Source organism: Gluconacetobacter aggeris (assembly GCF_014174395.1).
Classification (GTDB): Bacteria; Pseudomonadota; Alphaproteobacteria; order Acetobacterales; family Acetobacteraceae; genus Gluconacetobacter; species Gluconacetobacter aggeris.
The window spans coordinates 48,538-64,913 of sequence record NZ_JABEQD010000017.1; the positions used below are offsets into that span (position 1 = coordinate 48,538).

Here is a 16,376-nt window from a genome sequence, read left to right on the forward strand (position 1 = left end):
GCACTCACGCCGTGTATCGCGCCCAGGCCAGCGGCAGCAGCCGCGCCAGCCGGTCAGCCCATTCCCGCTGTCCCGCCGCATCGGCCACCAGATCCTGCCGGATCTCCAGTTCCACGTGCGGCAGGCCACGCGCCTCGGCATGGAACGGCACCGTATGGTCGCTGGTATCGGTCAGCGCATAGGGCTCGTTGTCGCCGACCACCAGACCAGGCTCCAGCTCCAGCAGATCCTTCAGGATCAGGCCGAAACGCGGTCCATGATTATGCAGGATGCCCGCATGCCAGGGCCGCGCGATGCCATCCATCTCGGGCGTGAAACTGTGCAGCGACACCAGCACCGTCGGCTGCCCCGCTTCCTGCCGTGAATCCAGTTCCTCGGTGATCCGCTCATGATAGGGCCGGAAAATCCGCTCCACCCGTTCCGTCACCGCCGCCGCGTCCAGTTCCGCATTCCCCGGCACCGGCGTTCCGTCGCTGGTCCGCACGATCGAGGTCGGGTGTCCCGGCGCGCGATTGCAGTCGATCACCAGGCGCGAATAAGCCTGCTCGATCAGGATCGTCTCCAACCGCTCGGCCAGCAGGCGCCCCATCCCGGCCATGCCGATATCCCAGGCGATATGCCGGTCCCATTCGGCTGCCGGCACGCCCAGATCGCCCAGCCGGGCCGGCACGGCCCGCCCGGCATGGTCGCTGACCAGAACGAAGGGCGACGGGCCCGTCCGGCCATGCACCCGCACCGGCTGCGGATCGCCCGCACCCAGCAGCGGTTCGTTCTGCCCCATCGTCTCGTCCCTCTTCTGATACCCGATCCCGCCGGTTCTACCCTGCGCCCCAGCATCACGAAAGGCGTCGCATCTCACCCATCGGCCAACGCATGCAGGCGGCCCGGCGCCGATGCAGGGTCCCAGCGCACCGGGCCGACGATCCGCAGAACCTCGCGCCCCGCCCGGTCGATCACCAGCGTCACCGGCACCCCGTCCTCGCGCAGCGCGGTGGGGATCTGCATATGCGGGTCAGAGAATATCCGCAGCCCCTCGATCGCATGGCTGCGATAGAATCGCCGTACCAGATCCACTCCGCCATGATCGATCGAAACCGGCAGCACCGCGATATCGCCCTCGGGCGAGACCTGCCGCGCCAGCGCCGCCAGCGCCGGCATCTCCGCGACGCAGGGCTGGCACCATGTCGCCCACAGATTCAGCACCACGATCCGGCCATGCCAGTCGGCCAGATGCCGCGTGCTCCCACCTTCATCCAGAAAGCTCAGGTCCGGCAGCGCGCGCGGCGCGGTCGTGCGACGCGCCGGCAGATCCACCGGCACGGCCCCCTCGGCCCGCGCCGGCGGCGCAAGGATGGAATTGCACCCGGCCCATGCGGCCAGTAGGGTGCCGCCATCTGCGAGCAACGCTCGCCGACCGACGGTTTTCGACAGGATCTGGGGCATGGCATGTCTGTGAACGAAGAACATGCGACCGACAATGACTCCGCACGGGCGAATGTCCAGTGGGGTGGTCGGTTCGCGGGCGGCCCATCGGCCATCATGCAGGACATCAACGCCTCGATCGGCTTCGACAAGGCCCTGTGGCGGCAGGATATCGCCGGCTCGCTGGCCCACGCCGCAATGCTGGCCAGAACCGGCATCATCAGCGCCGAGGACGAAGCCGAGATCCGTCGCGGCCTGACCGGAATCGGCGAAGAGATCGCCGCCGGCCAGTTCGATTTCAGCCCCCGGCTGGAAGACATCCACATGAATATCGAGGCCCGCCTGTCCGAGCGGATCGGCGAGGCCGGCAAGCGCCTGCATACCGCGCGCTCGCGCAACGATCAGGTGGCCACCGATTTCCGCCTCTGGGTGCGCGACGCCATCGACGGGCTGGACGGGCAGATCGCCTCCCTGATGCGCGCTCTCTCCCGGCGCGCCCGCGAACACGCGGCCGACCCGATGCCGGGCTTCACCCACCTGCAGACCGCCCAGCCCGTCACCTTCGGCCACCATCTGATGGCCTATGTGGAAATGCTGGCCCGCGATCGCGGCCGCCTGGCCGACACCCGCCGCCGCCTGAACGAATGTCCGCTGGGCTCCGCCGCCCTGGCCGGTACCTCCTTCCCGATCGACCGGCGCATGACGGCGCGGGCGCTGGGCTTCGACCGCCCCACCGCCAACTCGCTCGATGCCGTGTCCGATCGCGATTTCGCGCTGGAATATCTGTCGGCGCTGTCGATCATGGCCATGCACCTGTCACGCCTGTCGGAGGAAATCGTGATCTGGTGCTCGGCACCGTTCGCCTTCATCCGCCTGTCCGACGCCTTCACCACCGGCTCCTCGATCATGCCGCAGAAGCGCAACCCCGACGCGGCGGAATTGGTGCGCGCCAAGATCGGCCGCATCACGGGCGCGCTGGTCGGGCTGCTGACGGTGATGAAGGGCCTGCCGCTGGCCTATGCCAAGGACATGCAGGAAGACAAGGAACCCGTCTTCGCCGCCACCGATGCCGCGGCCCTGTCGCTGGCGGCCTGCGACGGCATGATCCGGGACCTCAAGCCCAATACCGATCGCATGCGCGCCTATGCCGGCTCCGGCTTCTCCACCGCCACCGACCTCGCGGATTGGCTGGTGCGGGTGCTCAAACTGCCCTTCCGTACCGCCCACCACGTCACCGGCCGCCTGGTCGCACTGGCCGAAAGCCGCGGCGTGGACCTCTCGGACCTGTCGCTGGCCGACATGCAGGCCGAAGAGCCCGGCATCTCGCAGGACATTTTCTCGGTCCTCACCGTCGAGGCCTCGCTCGCCTCGCGCACCAGCGAGGGCGGCACCGCTCCCGACAATGTCCGCGCCCAGGCCGAACGCTGGCTGGCCGCGTTAGGCGACACGCCATGATCCGGCGCATCGTGCGTCCCGTCGGCACCATGCTGGGCCTCGCCCTGCTGCTGACGGGCCTCGCGGCCTGCGGCAAGAAGGGCTCGCCCTCCGCCCCCGGCCCGGCCTCGCATTTGACGTATCCCCGCACCTACCCCATGCCCGACTGAGTTTGTGGCCGTAAACGCGCGCTGGTGGCGATCCGGCGCGCGTCCGCTGTGCGCCGGTGCTCACGACCATCAAGGCCGTGCCGCTTCGCGGCACTCTCGCTCACCAGCCCGCGTTTCCGACCACAAACTGACCGCCTCACGCCGACCGATGACGATCTGGCGTTCGCGGCCTGTTGGCCGCTCCGCTTCGATGCGTTTCAGAACGGTTTCAGCAGGCGGTCCAGATATTCCAGTTCCTCGCGCGGGCGGGTGCGGTCGGAATCGCGGCGGCGCAGTTCCTGCTCGATCTCGCGGGCTCGCTCGCGCGATACGGCGTCGGGCACATGGGTGTCGGCATCCATGCCTTCCTTGCCTTCACCCGTCCGCCGGCCCAGCGGATCGCGATCGCCCTTCTGGTCTTCCTGCGCGCTTTCCCCGGAATCATCGCCATCACCCGGCTTGCCGCCACCCGAACCATTCGAGAAACCCGGCAGGAAGCTGGTCATTCCCCCGCCGCCCGATCCCTTCATGGCCTGACGCATCTGCTGGTCGCCCTTCTGCAGATCGGCCAGGGCCTTGCGCTGCGCCGCCGCCGCCGCCGCATCGTCGCCACCCGCCAGGGCCGTACGTGCGTTCTTGATCGACTGCCCCGCATCGGCGAAACCGGACGGCGCATCCTTCCCCGTCAACCCCTTGAATTCGCGCCCCAGCTCGTCCAGCGCCCGCCCCAGCGCGTGCTGCACGGCCCGGTCGTCCCGTCGCGCCGTCTCGTCACCCGGTGCGTCCCCGCCATGCGGCTCCGGACCAGCCGACGACGGGCCATTCGCCCCCTCCGCCGAAGCGCTCCCCTGCGGCGGAGGCGGGCCACCCGGCTGGCCGCCATGCCCCGGCTGCTCGTCCTGCATGCCCGGCAACGGCCGCAGGCCAAGGCGCCGCATCAATTCGGCCGCCGGCATCGTCGCCAGATCACCATCCGAATCCGGCGCCTCTTCCTCCTGCCGCGCACGCCGCTCGGCTTCGGCCTTCTCGCGGGCGCGCTGCTCGCGGTCCAGGCGTGCCTGGCTGTGGTCCAGCAATCCGGACTGGCGGCCAATCAGGTCCCGCAGCGCTTCCTGCTGTTCGGCGGCCTGCTGGCGCGCCATCATCTGGGCGGCCAGATTTGCCAGATCCTGCGGCGAGGCCGTGCGCATATGTTCCAGCATGTCTTCCATACGCTGCATCATCTGCATCGCATCGGCGGACCGACCCTCCTTCGCCGCATCCTGCATCTGCTGCATCATCTTCGAGAGCGCCCGGTCCCCATCCTGGGTCATCCCGGGCAGGTCCGGGATGGCGGTATGCGATTGCAGCGCCTGCTGGGCCAGCGCCTGCATCCGGCGGGAAATTGCCTGACGCAACGCCTCCATCCGCCGCTGCAATTCGCTCTGCTCGGCGGGCGACTGGCCCTGCGCGCCCAATGCCCGCATGCGGTTCAACTGCGCGGTCACGGCATCCTGCGCCGCGCGCACATCCAGCGCCGCCTGCGCACCGGCCCGCCCGCCATGCCGGATATCCTCGATCTCCAGCGCCAGATACCACAGCCGCGCCACCACCTGGTCAAGCGCCGCCTGCGGCTTCACATCGGTGCTTTCCAGCAGGTCGGCGGCCGATGCCAGATTCAGCAGCATGCCCGCATCGGCCTGGAACGGATCAGGCATCTCGCCCAGCGCCGCCAGATCGGCGGCACCATCGGCCAGTTCCTCCCGCCCCAGCGCCAACCGGCGCCTGATGTCCAGCACCGCCTTTGCCACCGGGCTCGTGAATTTGCGCGCGCCGAGACGGAACCGCGCCTCCGGGCTCGTACCCCGCTGCCCGCTGGTGCTGGTCGCCACCAGCCGGCCCACAACCTCCTCGCCGGCCCACGGATCGGCCGACAGATCGGGGGTGGCAACACCGGTCGCATCACGCGGCTGGCCATCAAGCGGGATCGGCACGCGCAATACCCGCGTGGCCGCCGCTCCCTTGCCCTGCTGCGCCAACCGCAGCTCGGCGTGCAACGATGCGATGCCATAGGCCTGCTTCGCAGCATAAGGCAGCCGCGTGCGCCATTCGCCCGGCGAGGCGCCGGGCCGCGCACCCCACGCAATCGTCGGTGCCGCATCGGGCAGAACCGTGACGGTCCAGTCGCTGAAGGTCCGCCCCCGCCCGCGCAGGGCCAGCGTCGCGCTGCCCAGCAGCCTGACCTCCGCCGACCAGCTTCCCGGCCCCAGCGCACGGAACCGGTCATCCGCCACCGCCGGCCCCGACGCCATCGCGGCCACACGCAAGCTCGGCCGCCCCCGCAGATCCGTCACGCTGACGCTCAGCACCGATCCCTGCGGCACCGTCGCCCGACCGGCGCGCTCATCCAGAAATACCGGCGCGCCGGGCGCATAGGCCGGCGGCGTGATCCAGGCCTGAATATGCGGCCGCGCCGCACCCGGATCGTCCAACCCCGGCCAGAAGGCGGCCGCCAGCCGTCCCGGCACTTCCGGCCCAGCCCAGCCCAACGCCGCCAGCAGCGCGACCGGAAGAACGATACCCAGCCGCCACGGATCATGCGCCCCTGCCCACAGGCGTGGCCACCCGGCGCGCAGCCGCCCGATAGCCAGCCCCGTGCGCCACTGATGCGCGGCCCACAATCCCGCCTGCTCCGCCCCGCCAGCCGCCGGATGGTCGGCCAGCGTCTGTAGCGGACGATGGGCAAGGCCGGACGCACGCTCGATCCGCCGGTCGATATCGTCCGGCGTCGGGCCCGTCACCCGCCGCCCCCGCCAGATGATCCACCCCACGCAGGCACCGGCCAGCAGGACCAGAATCGCCCCGCGCGACAGGTCGGACAGAGCCTGCGGCGCCCCCAGCATGCCCAAGATCACATAGGCAACCAACACCCCCAGCACCGGCAGCAGGACGGGCCGGATCGCCTCGATCCACAGGACGAGCCGCGCCCGATGCCGCGCAGCCGCCAGACGGACCGCAAACGGCACGATGGAAGCCGCCGGCGCCCCGTCGCCCCGCAGGGATGTGGACCCGCCCGCCATGCCGGGCTCAGCCGCCCGCCGGAACGGGCGTCACCCAGTCGGGAATCCGGTCCGCCGCCCACAGGCCCTCGACCGGCTGGCGCTCGCGGATCACCGACCACCGCCCGCCATCGACCAGCACCTGCGCGGCCAACGGCCGGCCGTTATAGGTGGAGCTCATGACCGCGCCATACGCCCCGGTATCCAGCAATGCGACCCGCGCCCCTTCTTCCAGACGCGGCAGGGCCCGGCCATCCGCAAAGGAATCCGCACTTTCGCAAACCGGCCCGACCACGTTCACCGCCTCCACCGGCCGCGTCGCATCGCGGGCCGAAACCGGCAGAATGCCATGCCAGGCTTCATAGAGGCTGGGCCGCATCAGATCGTTCATCGCCGCATCCAGGATCAGGAAGGACGGCAACCCGTCCTCGCCCGCCTTGCGCAGGATCACCCGCGACAGCAGCAGCCCGGCGGGGCCCGCCAGCCAGCGCCCCGGCTCGATGGCCAGCCGCACGTCCAGATCGCCCAGCTCGGCGCGGATCGCGCCCGCCAATGCCTCCGGCGCCCCCTCGGCCTCATCGCGATAGCAGATGCCCAGGCCCCCGCCGCAATCCACCAGGCTGACCGGCAGGCCACGCGCCCGCACGGTGCGCACCAGATCCGCCACCCGGGCGAACGCGGCCCGATAGGGCGCCATCGCGACGATCTGGCTGCCGATATGCACCGAGAATCCCAGCGGCTTCAGCCCCGGCAGCCCCGCCGCACGTTCATACAGCGCGGCGGCACGGGCATAGGCGATGCCGAACTTGTTGGTCGACAGCCCGGTGGTGATCTTTTCATGCGTGCCGGCATCCACATCCGGATTCACCCGCAGCGTGATCGGCGCCACCCGGCCCGAGGACGCGGCGACGGCGGAGAGAATGTCCAGTTCCTCGGCACTCTCAACCGCGATATGGCCAATCCCCTCGGCCAGGGCCAGCGCCATTTCCTCGCGCGTCTTGCCGACACCCGAAAAGACGATCCGCGCCGCCGGCACTCCGGCCGCGCGGGCCCGGCGCAACTCGCCGCCACTGACCACGTCGGCGCCGGCCCCTTCCGCCGCCAGAATCCGCAGCACGGCCAGATGATCGTTCGCCTTCACCGCGAAATGGATCGACGGCGTCAGCCCCGCACCGCGCATCGCCTTCTCCAGCAGGCGATAGCGCGCCCGCAGGGTCCCCGCCCCCATCACCCAGGTCGGGGTGCCGACCGCGTCGGCAATCGCGTTCAGCGGCACGTCCTCCAGCATCAGGCCGTCAAGGGCATGCATCGACAGATGCGGTCGCGCGGCCAGCAGGTCGGCGACGGTCGGGTCCTGCTCGGCAGGCGAAGGGGGGCAATCCAGCATGCACCGAGAATACCGGGACGGCGCCCCGGTTCCAAGCGCCACAGGCCCCCGATGCTGTTCTTTCGCCATACGATCCGATAGAGCATTCATCAGGCTGGACAAACCCAGGGAGGCCGCCATGTCCGACGACAAGCTGATCGACGCCGCGATCGCCGTTCGCAGCAACGCCTACGCCCCCTATTCGCGCTTTCTGGTCGGCGCCGCGCTGCACGACGCCGACGGGCGCCTCTTCGTCGGCTGCAATACCGAGAATGCCGCCTACCCCGAAGGCATCTGCGCCGAAGGCGGGGCCATCTCCGCCATGGTGGCGGCCGGCGGCCGCCGCATCGCCGACCTCGTCATCTGCGGCGGGGGCGACCGCGCCTGCGCGCCCTGCGGCGGCTGCCGCCAGAAGATCCGCGAATTCGGCGCCCCGGACCTGAGAATCCGCATGGTCGGGCCGGAAGGCGACGTCCTGCTGGTCCGCACGCTGGCCGACCTGCTCCCCGACGCCTTCGGCCCCGAGGATCTCGACGCCGCCTGAACCGGCCAAAGCCCGCCAGGTCGGCGCCGGCCCGATCAGAGCCGACGATCGGCCCTTCCCTCCCCCGCGATATCGGCCGAGGCCGCCAGCCCCCAGCCGACCATCAGGAAGATCCAGCCCGCCGTCCGTACGGTGAACAGGGCGCTGCTCGATGCCAGCGGCCACAGCATCACGCAGCATGCCACGCATAGCATCGCCTGCTGCGGCGCCCGTGCCGGCGACAGGACACGGATCATCCGCCCCAGCCAGCACGCCACCATCGCCAGGAAACAGGCCAGCCCGGCCAACCCCGCCGTAGTGGCAACCTCCAGATAGATATTGTGCGGATGGATATTGCACCCCAGCGCAACATCGCGGGTCGGAAACGTATGGCCGAACAGCACAAGGTCACGGACATAGGCCGGGTCGGCGCACGCCCCCCTGAACCCATCCACGCCCAATCCCAGCCATGGATGCCGGGCCAGCATGACCCCGGCGCGAATATAGATCTGCCCATAGGGACTGTCGGAAAAATGCCGCATCTGGTCCATGAAATGCACCACGAGCTTGGCATAGGCCGGCGGCGACAGCACGGGCAGCAATGCCAGCCCCATGGCCCCGGCCAGCCCGGCGGCCAGGACCGGCCAGCGGAGGCGGCGGATCAGCACGGCCATGACGGCCAGCCCCAGGCCGAATAGCAGCGCGGGCATGCGCTGGCCGATCAGGATCATCGTCAGCGTCAGGAACATGATCACGCCGATCCCCGCCAGCCGCGCGCGCCAGGCCGGCGCTTCCAGCCAGCGCGTGGCGAACACCATCAGCCCCGGAAAGACGACCATCAGCAGGGCCGCCCCCGCGCGGGGCTTGTAGAACGGCCCGGTCAGCGCGCCATCCACCCAGCGCGGATAGCCCCACAGATTGGTCCCCAGCAGATATTGCTGCCAGCATTCCACGACCAGCCACAGGGCCGCCAGCGTCACCGACATGCCCAGCCACCGTCGCGCGTCACCATCGCGCAGCACCCAGCGTTCCAGCGCCATGCAGAACAGGAAGAACCGCCCCAGCACGGCCGCCTCGGCAACCGCATGGCCGGTGCCATGCATCACCGAAGACAGGATGGCCAGCGCCCAGAATGCCAGGGCAAACACCGGCCATCCGCGCCACCAGCCACGATCGTGGGCGCGCAGGCAATGCAGAAGAAACAACACCGCGATGCAGGACATGAATCCATCACTGATCGCCCGCCCCCGCAACTGAAAGAACGGCAGCGTCAGGGTCATCGCCAGAGCGATCCCCCGTATCACGCCATCGGGCCCGCCCCAGCGCCCGCTTACCTTTTCAACCATCATCCACATATAACGCCGCTTGCCAGTCCAGGCTTCCCCATACAGGCGTGGGCGCATTCCTGGCGATCAGACTCTCCGGCACGAATTGTTTCAGAGCCTGACCGAAAATGCACCCTGGCGGCGATCCAGCGCGCATTTCCTGCGCTTCGGTGTTCATGGCCGGCAGGCCGCGCCGCCCCGATGCTCAAGAACCCTCGCCGGGCGCGGATCAGGCGGTCGTTCTCAATCGACCGGCGCCTCGCGACTGGTCAGGCGGCGTACCCCACTATCGGCATGAGGATTGGCATAATGGAACAAGGCGGTGGCACGGATCTGATCGCGATCGCAGGGTTCGTTCGCATGCACCGACCGGTATCCCCAGAAGAAATAGACATTCCCCGGCTTCATGCGAACCCGGGTGAACCGCAGACGACCGGATGTGGCACCCCGTCTCAGGACGATCTGCGTCAGGCGGTTATCCAGCAGAACCTTGTCGAGCAGATTGGCCAGATAGGTCTTTCTGATGCCGCGCAGGTTGGGAAACATGATCAGGTCGCCCGCCTTGCCCACCGACGGCATCAGGATCGGCACCAATGCGGTAATGACGTACGAATCGTAATGGAAGAAATAGGCGTGCTTCTCACCGGTTTTGCCCGAGAGACCGCGCAGAACCTGGTAGAACGGCACATCCGGACCCACTCGGCCCGTTCCCATCCGGTAGATCGTCCGGCAGGCACGGTTGAATTCCGGCGACAGGGACAACGCCTCCAGCATGGTGCCGCTGACGGCGCCCGGGCCCGTGAGCGCCACATATTCGCCGCCCACAGCGGCAATCTTCCCGGCAACGAAATCCTGCAGGACCGCCAGACGCGCGGGGTCGATACTGTCGTAAGCCACACCAAAACCGTTCCGGTGCATGTCTCCGACAATGCGCGCCAACACGCTGTCCGGCAAATCGGGGAAGACCGGTTCGGACAGCATCTCCCCGACCCCGGCTGGTGCCGTTTCGGGAAGCGCCAGTCCGATATCCCCCATTTCGAAAGCAACAGTCGCAGTCTTATCCCGGCTGATAGCCGCTGCCTCATCGCTGTTCATTGTTTCATCCCCGGAAGGCGGAGACGATGAACGATATGAAATAATCCCGGTTTCAGGGAAACGATCCCTATCGGCACGGCACCAGCCGGATTCGACCAGCGGACATGACGGACCACAATCGCAAGAAAATCGTCCAGACCATTCCAGATAAAGAATACAGTCTCTCGCAACCTGTCCCGCAGCCCAGGCCGCGCGCTCATATTCCGCCGCCAGTCTCACAAGATTGTGAAAATAGACACCAACGACCGAGCCCACCGGACACCTGGCCAGTCGCAGCAAGCAGAAAGGCAACGCTTCTCCCGTTTGGGATAATGAACCCGTCGAAACGTTAATGCCCGGGAAACAAGAGTAGCCGAACCAGAATATTAAATATTGCAACACCACATCACATCGTTACTTAAACGGAAACAAGTCACCCTTATTGAATCGCCACAAATATTTGATGGAGGCGTCATCTCAAAGCACGAACAGGTTGGGACCTTGTTCATGTAGCCGCCCGAGCAAAGCCCTCTTTTACAGCTTCAGGCGCATGCTCCTTGTCCAGTTTCCCGACCATGTTCCGACGTATGGAGATATTTTCATGCTCTTTTCTTCTTCCTGTCGCTCCTGACAGCAACGCCGCAATGGAACGATCCGGCGTGGCAGAACGCATGGCAGACAGTCTCACCGCATCTGTCGAAAGCCGATCGCGTTCTGTTACCCGACGGCCAATGCCCGCAATCGAAGTCGCCGATATGCGAACCTATCGGTATGTGATAGACTTCGAAGATGTCACGATCTTCTTTCTTTACAAGGGACGGATATCGGGCATTTTCTCTGCCGTTCTGCAGAAAATCTACAATACGTGGCAACCGATTTACGCCAATGACGTTTTTACCTGCTTCAAGCAACGCAGATCACCGGCTCTATGGCCCCATTTCCTGAGTCGGGAATACCGGCAGGATCGTGAACGCCGACGCGCGACGCCTTATCGGCCCGTCAGCGAGTTCCTGAATGCCCCGAAACTCAAGCGATGCCGGAACACTGCTTTCTTCGTGCATATTCCCAAAACGGCAGGCGCGACCATCTGGGATGGCAATCGGAAACCATGTACCTGCCAAGCTCTATTGCGAAAACTATGAGGCGTTTAACCGTCATCCACCACAGGCACGCAATTTCGACCTGATCGGCGGCCACATCTCTCCTGCCGATCCTCGCACGCGCGGCAGCGCCCGAAGTTCGTTTCGCCGCCCTGCTCCGCGATCCCATTGCCCGCTTCCGCTCGGCATTCCTGCATTGCAGGCGTTCAGACGAAGACCCGGAGACGTTCACCAGCGCGATGCGCCTGATGCGGGAGCGACCTCCGGCGGAATTCCGCTCGGCCCCCGGTGCGCCGATGGAAATCTGCCACCAGACAATCATGCTGGGTTTCGCGTTCGACAGGATCTACGGCCCAGAAGCGGAGCAGGATATCTTCGATCCCGCCCGACTCGCTCTCGAACAGGAGGGAAATGTCTTCGGGACAACACGCCTGCTGCCCCGTTTCATCGACACGATGCGGGCACGGTTGCAACTGCCGCCTCTCGGCGCCGCTCCCGTGTCCCGCAACGCCTGCGACATCACGGCCCAGGGCCCGCGATATCGAGAATTCGAGGCGCCGCTGCCTCAAATCCGCACAATGATCACGATGGAACGGGCCCCGTACGACATCGTCGCCGGGCGGGAAATCCCGTAACGCGTCTCGACGCAGAGGCGCCTAGCCTCTCTGGCCAGGGGCCTGATAAATCATATTTTTGGAAGTATTGGCGGAGGGGATGGGATTCGAACCCACGGTACGGCTTGACACCGTACAACGGTTTAGCAAACCGCCGCCTTCAGCCACTCGGCCACCCCTCCGCCGAGGAGCGTGTTTGTTAACACGGCGTTTGCAGCGCTGCTTGTAGACTGTCACCGCAGCGCCGTCAAACCCCAAACCGCTACCTCTCCAGCGATTACAGCACTTTCTTCAGGGCTTCGTTCACCAGCGCCGGATTGCCCTTGCCAGCCATCGCCTTCATGACCTGACCGACGAAAAAGCCGAACAGCTTGTCCTTGCCGCTGCGATATTCCGCAAGCTTGTCAGGGTTCTTGTCCAGCACCGCCTGCACGGCGGCGTCGATCGCGCCGGTGTCGGTCACCTGCCGCAGCCCCTTGCGCTCGACAATCTCCGCCGCCGATTCGCCGCTTTCCAGCATTTCCTCGAACACGTCCTTGGCAATCTTGCCGTTGATCGTGCCGTCGGTAATCAGGTCCAGCATGCCGCCCAGCGCGTCGGCGCTGATCGGGCTGTCCTGGATCGTGCGGCCGGTACGGTTGAGCGCCGCGAAGAAATCGCCGATCACCCAGTTCGCCGCCAGGCGCGGATCGCGGCCGCGCGCCACAGTCTCATAGAAATCGGCGGTCGCCTGTTCGGCCACCAGCACGCCGGCATCATAGCGCGGGATGCCATACTCATCCTGGAAACGCTGGCGCTTCGCATCCGGCAGTTCCGGCAGATGCGCGGCCAGATCCTGCACCCACGCCTCCTCGATCACCAGCGGCAGCAGGTCCGGATCGGGGAAATAGCGGTAATCATGCGCATCTTCCTTGCTGCGCAACGACCGGGTCTCGGAACGCGCCGGGTCGAACAGGCGCGTCTCCTGATCGACCGAACCACCGCTTTCCCAGATCTCCACCTGCCTTACGGCCTCGACCTCGATCGCCTGCATGACATAGCGGATCGAGTTGACGTTCTTGATCTCGCAGCGCGTACGGAACGGCTCGCCGGCCTTGCGGACCGATACGTTCACGTCGGCACGCATCGAGCCTTCTTCCATGTTGCCGTCGCAGGTGCCCAGATAGCGCAGGATCATGCGCAGCTTGCGCAGATAAGCTCCGGCTTCCTCCGGCGAGCGGATATCCGGCTCACTGACGATTTCCATCAGCGCCACGCCCGCTCGATTCAGGTCAATGAACGAGCGCACCGGGTCCTGATCATGCATCGACTTGCCGGCATCCTGTTCCAGATGCAGGCGGGTGATGCCGATCATGCGGGTCGAACCATCGGCCAGTTCGATCTCAATCGCGCCCTCGCCGATGATCGGATGCGTGAACTGGCTGATCTGGTAGCCCGTCGGCAGGTCCGCGTAGAAATAATTCTTGCGGTCGAACCGGCTTTCCAGATTCACCCGCGCCTTCAGCCCCAGACCGGTACGCACGGCCTGCGCCACGCATTCGCGGTTGATGACCGGCAGCATGCCCGGAAACCCGGCATCGACCAGGCTGACATGCGTGTTCGGCTCACCACCATAGGAAGCCGAGGCACCGGAGAACAGCTTGGACTGGCTGATGACCTGAGCATGGACTTCCAGCCCCACCACCAGTTCCCACGGACCGTCGCGCCCTTCGATCAGATAGGTCATCACACCACCTCCGCGCGCACGGCCGGACGATGCGTGAAGCCCGCCGCCCGCTCCAGGGCACTGGCCGCGGCGAAAACCGATTCCTCGTCGAACGAACGGCCGATCACCTGCAGGCCCAACGGCAGGCCCGACTGGCTCAGCCCGGCGGGAACCGACATGGCAGGCACACCGGCCATGCTGGCCGGCACGGTAAACACATCGTTCAGATACATCTGCACCGGATCATCCATCTTCTCGCCCTGCGCGAAGGCGGGCGACGGCGCGGTCGGCGTCAGCAGCACGTCTACCGTCTGGAACGCGTTCTCGAAATCCTTGCGGATCAGGTTCCGCACCTTCTGCGCCCGCAGGTAATAAGCGTCGTAATAGCCGGCCGACAGCACATAGGTCCCCATCAGGATACGGCGCCGCACCTCGGCCCCGAACCCTTCCCGCCGGGTCGCTTCATACAACTCGTCCAGCGACGCACCGGGAACCCGGCGGCCGAAGCGCACACCGTCATAGCGCGCGAGGTTCGACGAACATTCTGCCGGCGCGACGATATAATAGGTCGCCAGACCATATTTCGTGTAGGGCAGCGAAACCTCGACAATCTCGCATCCCGCGTCGCGCAGCCAGGCAATGCCCTGCTCCCACGCCGCCTCGATTTCGGCGGGCATGCCGGCCACCCGGTATTCGGCGGGAATACCCACCTTCATGCCTTTCAGCGACCGGCCGCAGGCGGCACGATAATCCGGCACCGCGATATCCACGCTGGTGCTGTCGCGCGTGTCGAAGCCCGCCATCGATTGCAGCAGGATGGCGCAATCCTCGACCGTGCGCGCCATCGGCCCGGCCTGATCCAGCGAACTGGCGAAGGCAATCGTCCCCCAGCGGCTGCACCGCCCATAGGTCGGCTTGATCCCCGCGATACCGCAATAGGACGCAGGCTGGCGGATCGACCCACCCGTATCGGTGCCGGTCGCGCCCATGGCCAGCCGCGCGGCCACCGCCGCCGCCGATCCGCCGGAGGACCCGCCGGGAACCAGCACGGTCTCCGCATCCCCAGCCCGCTTCCACGGATTTTCCACCGAACCGAAGGCCGAGGTGATGTTGGCCGAACCCATGGCGAACTCGTCCAGATTGGTCTTGCCGACAAAAACCGCGCCGTCGGCCAGCAGGTTCGCCGTCACCGTGCTTTCATAGGGCGGAACGAAATCTTCCAGCATCCGGCTGGCCGCCGTGGTCCGCACACCGTCCGTGCAGAACAGATCCTTGATCCCCAGCGGAATCCCGGTCAGCGCCGGCGCATCCCCGCCGCCGGCCAGAATCGCATCGGCACGCCGCGCGGCGTCCAGCGCCTGCTCCGACGTCACGGTGATGAAGGCATTCAGCCGGCCATTCAGCCGGTCGATGGCGGCGACATGGGCGCCCACCAGTTCCTCGGCGGAGAATTCGCGGCGACGCAGCCCCCCCTGGGCCGCGGCGATCGTGAGTTCGGTCAGCATCATTCCACCACCTTCGGCACGGTATAGTACGGCCCCGCCGCATCGGGGGCATTCGACAGCACGGCCTCGCGCGCATCGCCATCGGTCACCACATCCTCGCGCATGCGCAGCGCGGCATGCCCGGTGCCGACCATCGGTTCGACATTGTCGATATCGACTTCGTTCAATTGCTCGATCCAGCCGAGAATGCCGTTCAGTTCCCGCTGAAGGGCGGGCAGGTCGGATTCGTCGATACCGATCCGTGCCAATCTGGCGATACGTCGGACCGTCGCGGGGTCAAGCGACATGAAGCATAACTTTCCATTATCATCTGGGGGGAATATCCTGCCGGTCAGGATACCGCGCGGACCATAGACCCAGACCATGCCCCTGTTCAACATGCACCAGATCCGTACCCATCTGGGTCGCGGCCAACGCCTGCTGGGCATCGATCCTGGCCAGAAGACGATCGGCCTCGCCCTGTCGGACCCGCTATTGATGCTGGCCTCGTCCTACGGCGCGCTGAAACGCGGCAAACTGTCCGCCATCGCCGCCGAAATCGGCCGGATCGCAGCACGCGAGGAGGTCGGGGGTCTGGTCTGCGGCCTGCCGCTATCGATGGATGGCAGCTTCGGTCCGGCCGCACAGGCGGCCCATGACTGGATGCTGAACCTGTCGGAACTGGTCGGCCTGCCCGCCGCGATGTGGGACGAGCGCCTGTCCTCCAGCGCCGTCAACCGCATGCTGATCCAGGATGCCGACCTCACCCGACAACGCCGTGCCGAACTGGTGGACAAGCTGGCCGCTGCCTACATGCTCCAGGCAGCGCTGGACGCCTCGGCCACACGGCCGGAAACCGTCTGAACAATCGGCCTGCCTGGCGGGCCGCTTCACGGCACGCTCGCCCGGCGGATCGTTTTTTCAAATCGTCTTTAGCGATTGCAAGAAAGGGAGCCCGAAGGATGGTGGGCGCAACAGGGATTGAACCTGTGACCCCTACCATGTCAAGGTAGTGCTCTACCGCTGAGCTATGCGCCCATCCGTTCGGTGAACAGGCTTCTAGCCGGGCAACCGGCATTGCGCAACCCATCCGTACGGAAAAAATGACGAGCCGGTGACCGTTTCCAGCAATACGCTAAAAA

15 protein-coding genes and 2 tRNA genes are annotated in these 16,376 nt (G+C 66.3%); 6 read left to right on the plus strand and 11 right to left on the minus strand.

Annotation, left to right across the window (positions count from 1 at the left end; translation table 11 throughout):
• Positions 1 to 4: 4 nt before the first annotated feature.
• Both HLH36_RS17570 and HLH36_RS17575 read right to left on the minus strand, forming a co-directional pair.
• Positions 5 to 781, minus strand: a complete 777-nt coding sequence (locus tag HLH36_RS17570; RefSeq protein ID WP_182987590.1) for an N-formylglutamate amidohydrolase — start codon at positions 779 to 781, stop codon at positions 5 to 7.
• 74 nt (positions 782 to 855) lie between these two features.
• Positions 856 to 1,443 (minus strand): TlpA family protein disulfide reductase, encoded by a 588-nt coding sequence (locus tag HLH36_RS17575; protein ID WP_182987591.1) that lies wholly within the window; start codon positions 1,441 to 1,443, stop codon positions 856 to 858.
• 3 nt (positions 1,444 to 1,446) lie between these two features.
• Between HLH36_RS17575 and argH the strand changes: the two genes are divergently transcribed.
• Positions 1,447 to 2,877, plus strand: coding sequence for an argininosuccinate lyase (gene argH / locus HLH36_RS17580; protein ID WP_182987592.1), 1,431 nt, complete (start codon positions 1,447 to 1,449; stop codon positions 2,875 to 2,877).
• Positions 2,874 to 3,026, plus strand: coding sequence for a hypothetical protein (locus tag HLH36_RS17585; protein WP_182987593.1), 153 nt, complete (start codon positions 2,874 to 2,876; stop codon positions 3,024 to 3,026). Before argH ends, HLH36_RS17585 begins: the two co-directional genes overlap by 4 nt.
• A gap of 197 nt (positions 3,027 to 3,223) precedes the next feature.
• On the opposite strand, the gene HLH36_RS17590 is transcribed toward HLH36_RS17585, so the two are convergent.
• Together HLH36_RS17590 and lysA are read right to left on the minus strand one after the other, a co-directional pair.
• The gene (locus HLH36_RS17590) at positions 3,224 to 6,064 is read right to left on the minus strand and encodes a DUF4175 domain-containing protein (RefSeq protein ID WP_182987594.1); all 2,841 of its coding nucleotides are present in this window, start codon (positions 6,062 to 6,064) and stop codon (positions 3,224 to 3,226) included.
• Between the two features lie 7 nt (positions 6,065 to 6,071).
• The gene (gene lysA, locus HLH36_RS17595; RefSeq protein ID WP_182987595.1) at positions 6,072 to 7,430 is read right to left on the minus strand and encodes a diaminopimelate decarboxylase; all 1,359 of its coding nucleotides are present in this window, start codon (positions 7,428 to 7,430) and stop codon (positions 6,072 to 6,074) included.
• A 118-nt stretch (positions 7,431 to 7,548) separates the two neighbouring features.
• Between lysA and HLH36_RS17600 the strand changes: the two genes are divergently transcribed.
• Entirely contained in the window at positions 7,549 to 7,953 is a 405-nt protein-coding gene (locus HLH36_RS17600) for a cytidine deaminase (protein ID WP_220792906.1), read from the plus strand.
• Positions 7,954 to 7,988: 35 nt separating this feature from the next.
• On the opposite strand, the gene HLH36_RS17605 is transcribed toward HLH36_RS17600, so the two are convergent.
• The gene (locus tag HLH36_RS17605; protein WP_182987597.1) at positions 7,989 to 9,281 is read right to left on the minus strand and encodes an O-antigen ligase family protein; all 1,293 of its coding nucleotides are present in this window, start codon (positions 9,279 to 9,281) and stop codon (positions 7,989 to 7,991) included.
• A 219-nt stretch (positions 9,282 to 9,500) separates the two neighbouring features.
• Positions 9,501 to 10,736: a hypothetical protein gene (locus tag HLH36_RS19945; protein ID WP_246377014.1), complete on the minus strand. Its 1,236-nt coding sequence runs from the start codon at positions 10,734 to 10,736 to the stop codon at positions 9,501 to 9,503.
• Positions 10,737 to 10,888: 152 nt separating this feature from the next.
• On the opposite strand from HLH36_RS19945, the gene HLH36_RS17615 reads away from it, so the two are divergent.
• Positions 10,889 to 11,473: a hypothetical protein gene (locus HLH36_RS17615; protein WP_182987598.1), complete on the plus strand. Its 585-nt coding sequence runs from the start codon at positions 10,889 to 10,891 to the stop codon at positions 11,471 to 11,473.
• Positions 11,474 to 11,679: 206 nt separating this feature from the next.
• Entirely contained in the window at positions 11,680 to 12,066 is a 387-nt protein-coding gene (locus HLH36_RS17620; protein ID WP_182987599.1) for a hypothetical protein, read from the plus strand.
• A gap of 68 nt (positions 12,067 to 12,134) precedes the next feature.
• Here the strand turns inward: HLH36_RS17620 and HLH36_RS17625 are convergent.
• The 4 genes from HLH36_RS17625 to gatC form a co-directional block, all read right to left on the minus strand.
• A tRNA-Ser gene (locus tag HLH36_RS17625) sits at positions 12,135 to 12,227 on the minus strand.
• A 95-nt stretch (positions 12,228 to 12,322) separates the two neighbouring features.
• Entirely contained in the window at positions 12,323 to 13,771 is a 1,449-nt protein-coding gene (gene gatB, locus HLH36_RS17630; protein ID WP_182987600.1) for an Asp-tRNA(Asn)/Glu-tRNA(Gln) amidotransferase subunit GatB, read from the minus strand.
• The gene (gatA, locus tag HLH36_RS17635) at positions 13,771 to 15,255 is read right to left on the minus strand and encodes an Asp-tRNA(Asn)/Glu-tRNA(Gln) amidotransferase subunit GatA (protein WP_182987614.1); all 1,485 of its coding nucleotides are present in this window, start codon (positions 15,253 to 15,255) and stop codon (positions 13,771 to 13,773) included. Before gatA ends, gatB begins: the two co-directional genes overlap by 1 nt.
• A complete protein-coding gene (gene gatC / locus HLH36_RS17640) occupies positions 15,255 to 15,542 on the minus strand; it encodes an Asp-tRNA(Asn)/Glu-tRNA(Gln) amidotransferase subunit GatC (RefSeq protein ID WP_182978831.1) in 288 nt (95 codons plus the stop codon). Before gatC ends, gatA begins: the two co-directional genes overlap by 1 nt.
• Before the next feature lie 76 nt (positions 15,543 to 15,618).
• Here gatC and ruvX point away from each other — a divergent pair, with 76 nt between their 5' ends.
• On the plus strand, positions 15,619 to 16,098 hold the full coding sequence (gene ruvX / locus HLH36_RS17645; RefSeq protein ID WP_182964035.1) for a Holliday junction resolvase RuvX: 480 nt from the start codon (positions 15,619 to 15,621) through the stop codon (positions 16,096 to 16,098).
• 99 nt (positions 16,099 to 16,197) lie between these two features.
• On the opposite strand, the gene HLH36_RS17650 is transcribed toward ruvX, so the two are convergent.
• Positions 16,198 to 16,272, minus strand: a tRNA-Val gene (locus HLH36_RS17650).
• Positions 16,273 to 16,376: the final 104 nt, after the last annotated feature.

Coding starts and splice junctions, on each gene's coding strand:
- HLH36_RS17570 (WP_182987590.1), bottom strand. CDS start 781: ATGGGGCAGAACGAACCGCTGCTGGGTGCGGGCGATCCGCAGCCGGTG.
- HLH36_RS17575 (WP_182987591.1), bottom strand. CDS start 1,443: ATGCCCCAGATCCTGTCGAAAACCGTCGGTCGGCGAGCGTTGCTCGCA.
- argH (WP_182987592.1), top strand. CDS start 1,447: ATGTCTGTGAACGAAGAACATGCGACCGACAATGACTCCGCACGGGCG.
- HLH36_RS17585 (WP_182987593.1), top strand. CDS start 2,874: ATGATCCGGCGCATCGTGCGTCCCGTCGGCACCATGCTGGGCCTCGCC.
- HLH36_RS17590 (WP_182987594.1), bottom strand. CDS start 6,064: ATGGCGGGCGGGTCCACATCCCTGCGGGGCGACGGGGCGCCGGCGGCT.
- lysA (WP_182987595.1), bottom strand. CDS start 7,430: ATGCTGGATTGCCCCCCTTCGCCTGCCGAGCAGGACCCGACCGTCGCC.
- HLH36_RS17600 (WP_220792906.1), top strand. CDS start 7,549: ATGTCCGACGACAAGCTGATCGACGCCGCGATCGCCGTTCGCAGCAAC.
- HLH36_RS17605 (WP_182987597.1), bottom strand. CDS start 9,281: ATGATGGTTGAAAAGGTAAGCGGGCGCTGGGGCGGGCCCGATGGCGTG.
- HLH36_RS17620 (WP_182987599.1), top strand. CDS start 11,680: ATGCGGGAGCGACCTCCGGCGGAATTCCGCTCGGCCCCCGGTGCGCCG.
- gatB (WP_182987600.1), bottom strand. CDS start 13,771: ATGACCTATCTGATCGAAGGGCGCGACGGTCCGTGGGAACTGGTGGTG.
- gatA (WP_182987614.1), bottom strand. CDS start 15,255: ATGCTGACCGAACTCACGATCGCCGCGGCCCAGGGGGGGCTGCGTCGC.
- gatC (WP_182978831.1), bottom strand. CDS start 15,542: ATGTCGCTTGACCCCGCGACGGTCCGACGTATCGCCAGATTGGCACGG.
- ruvX (WP_182964035.1), top strand. CDS start 15,619: ATGCCCCTGTTCAACATGCACCAGATCCGTACCCATCTGGGTCGCGGC.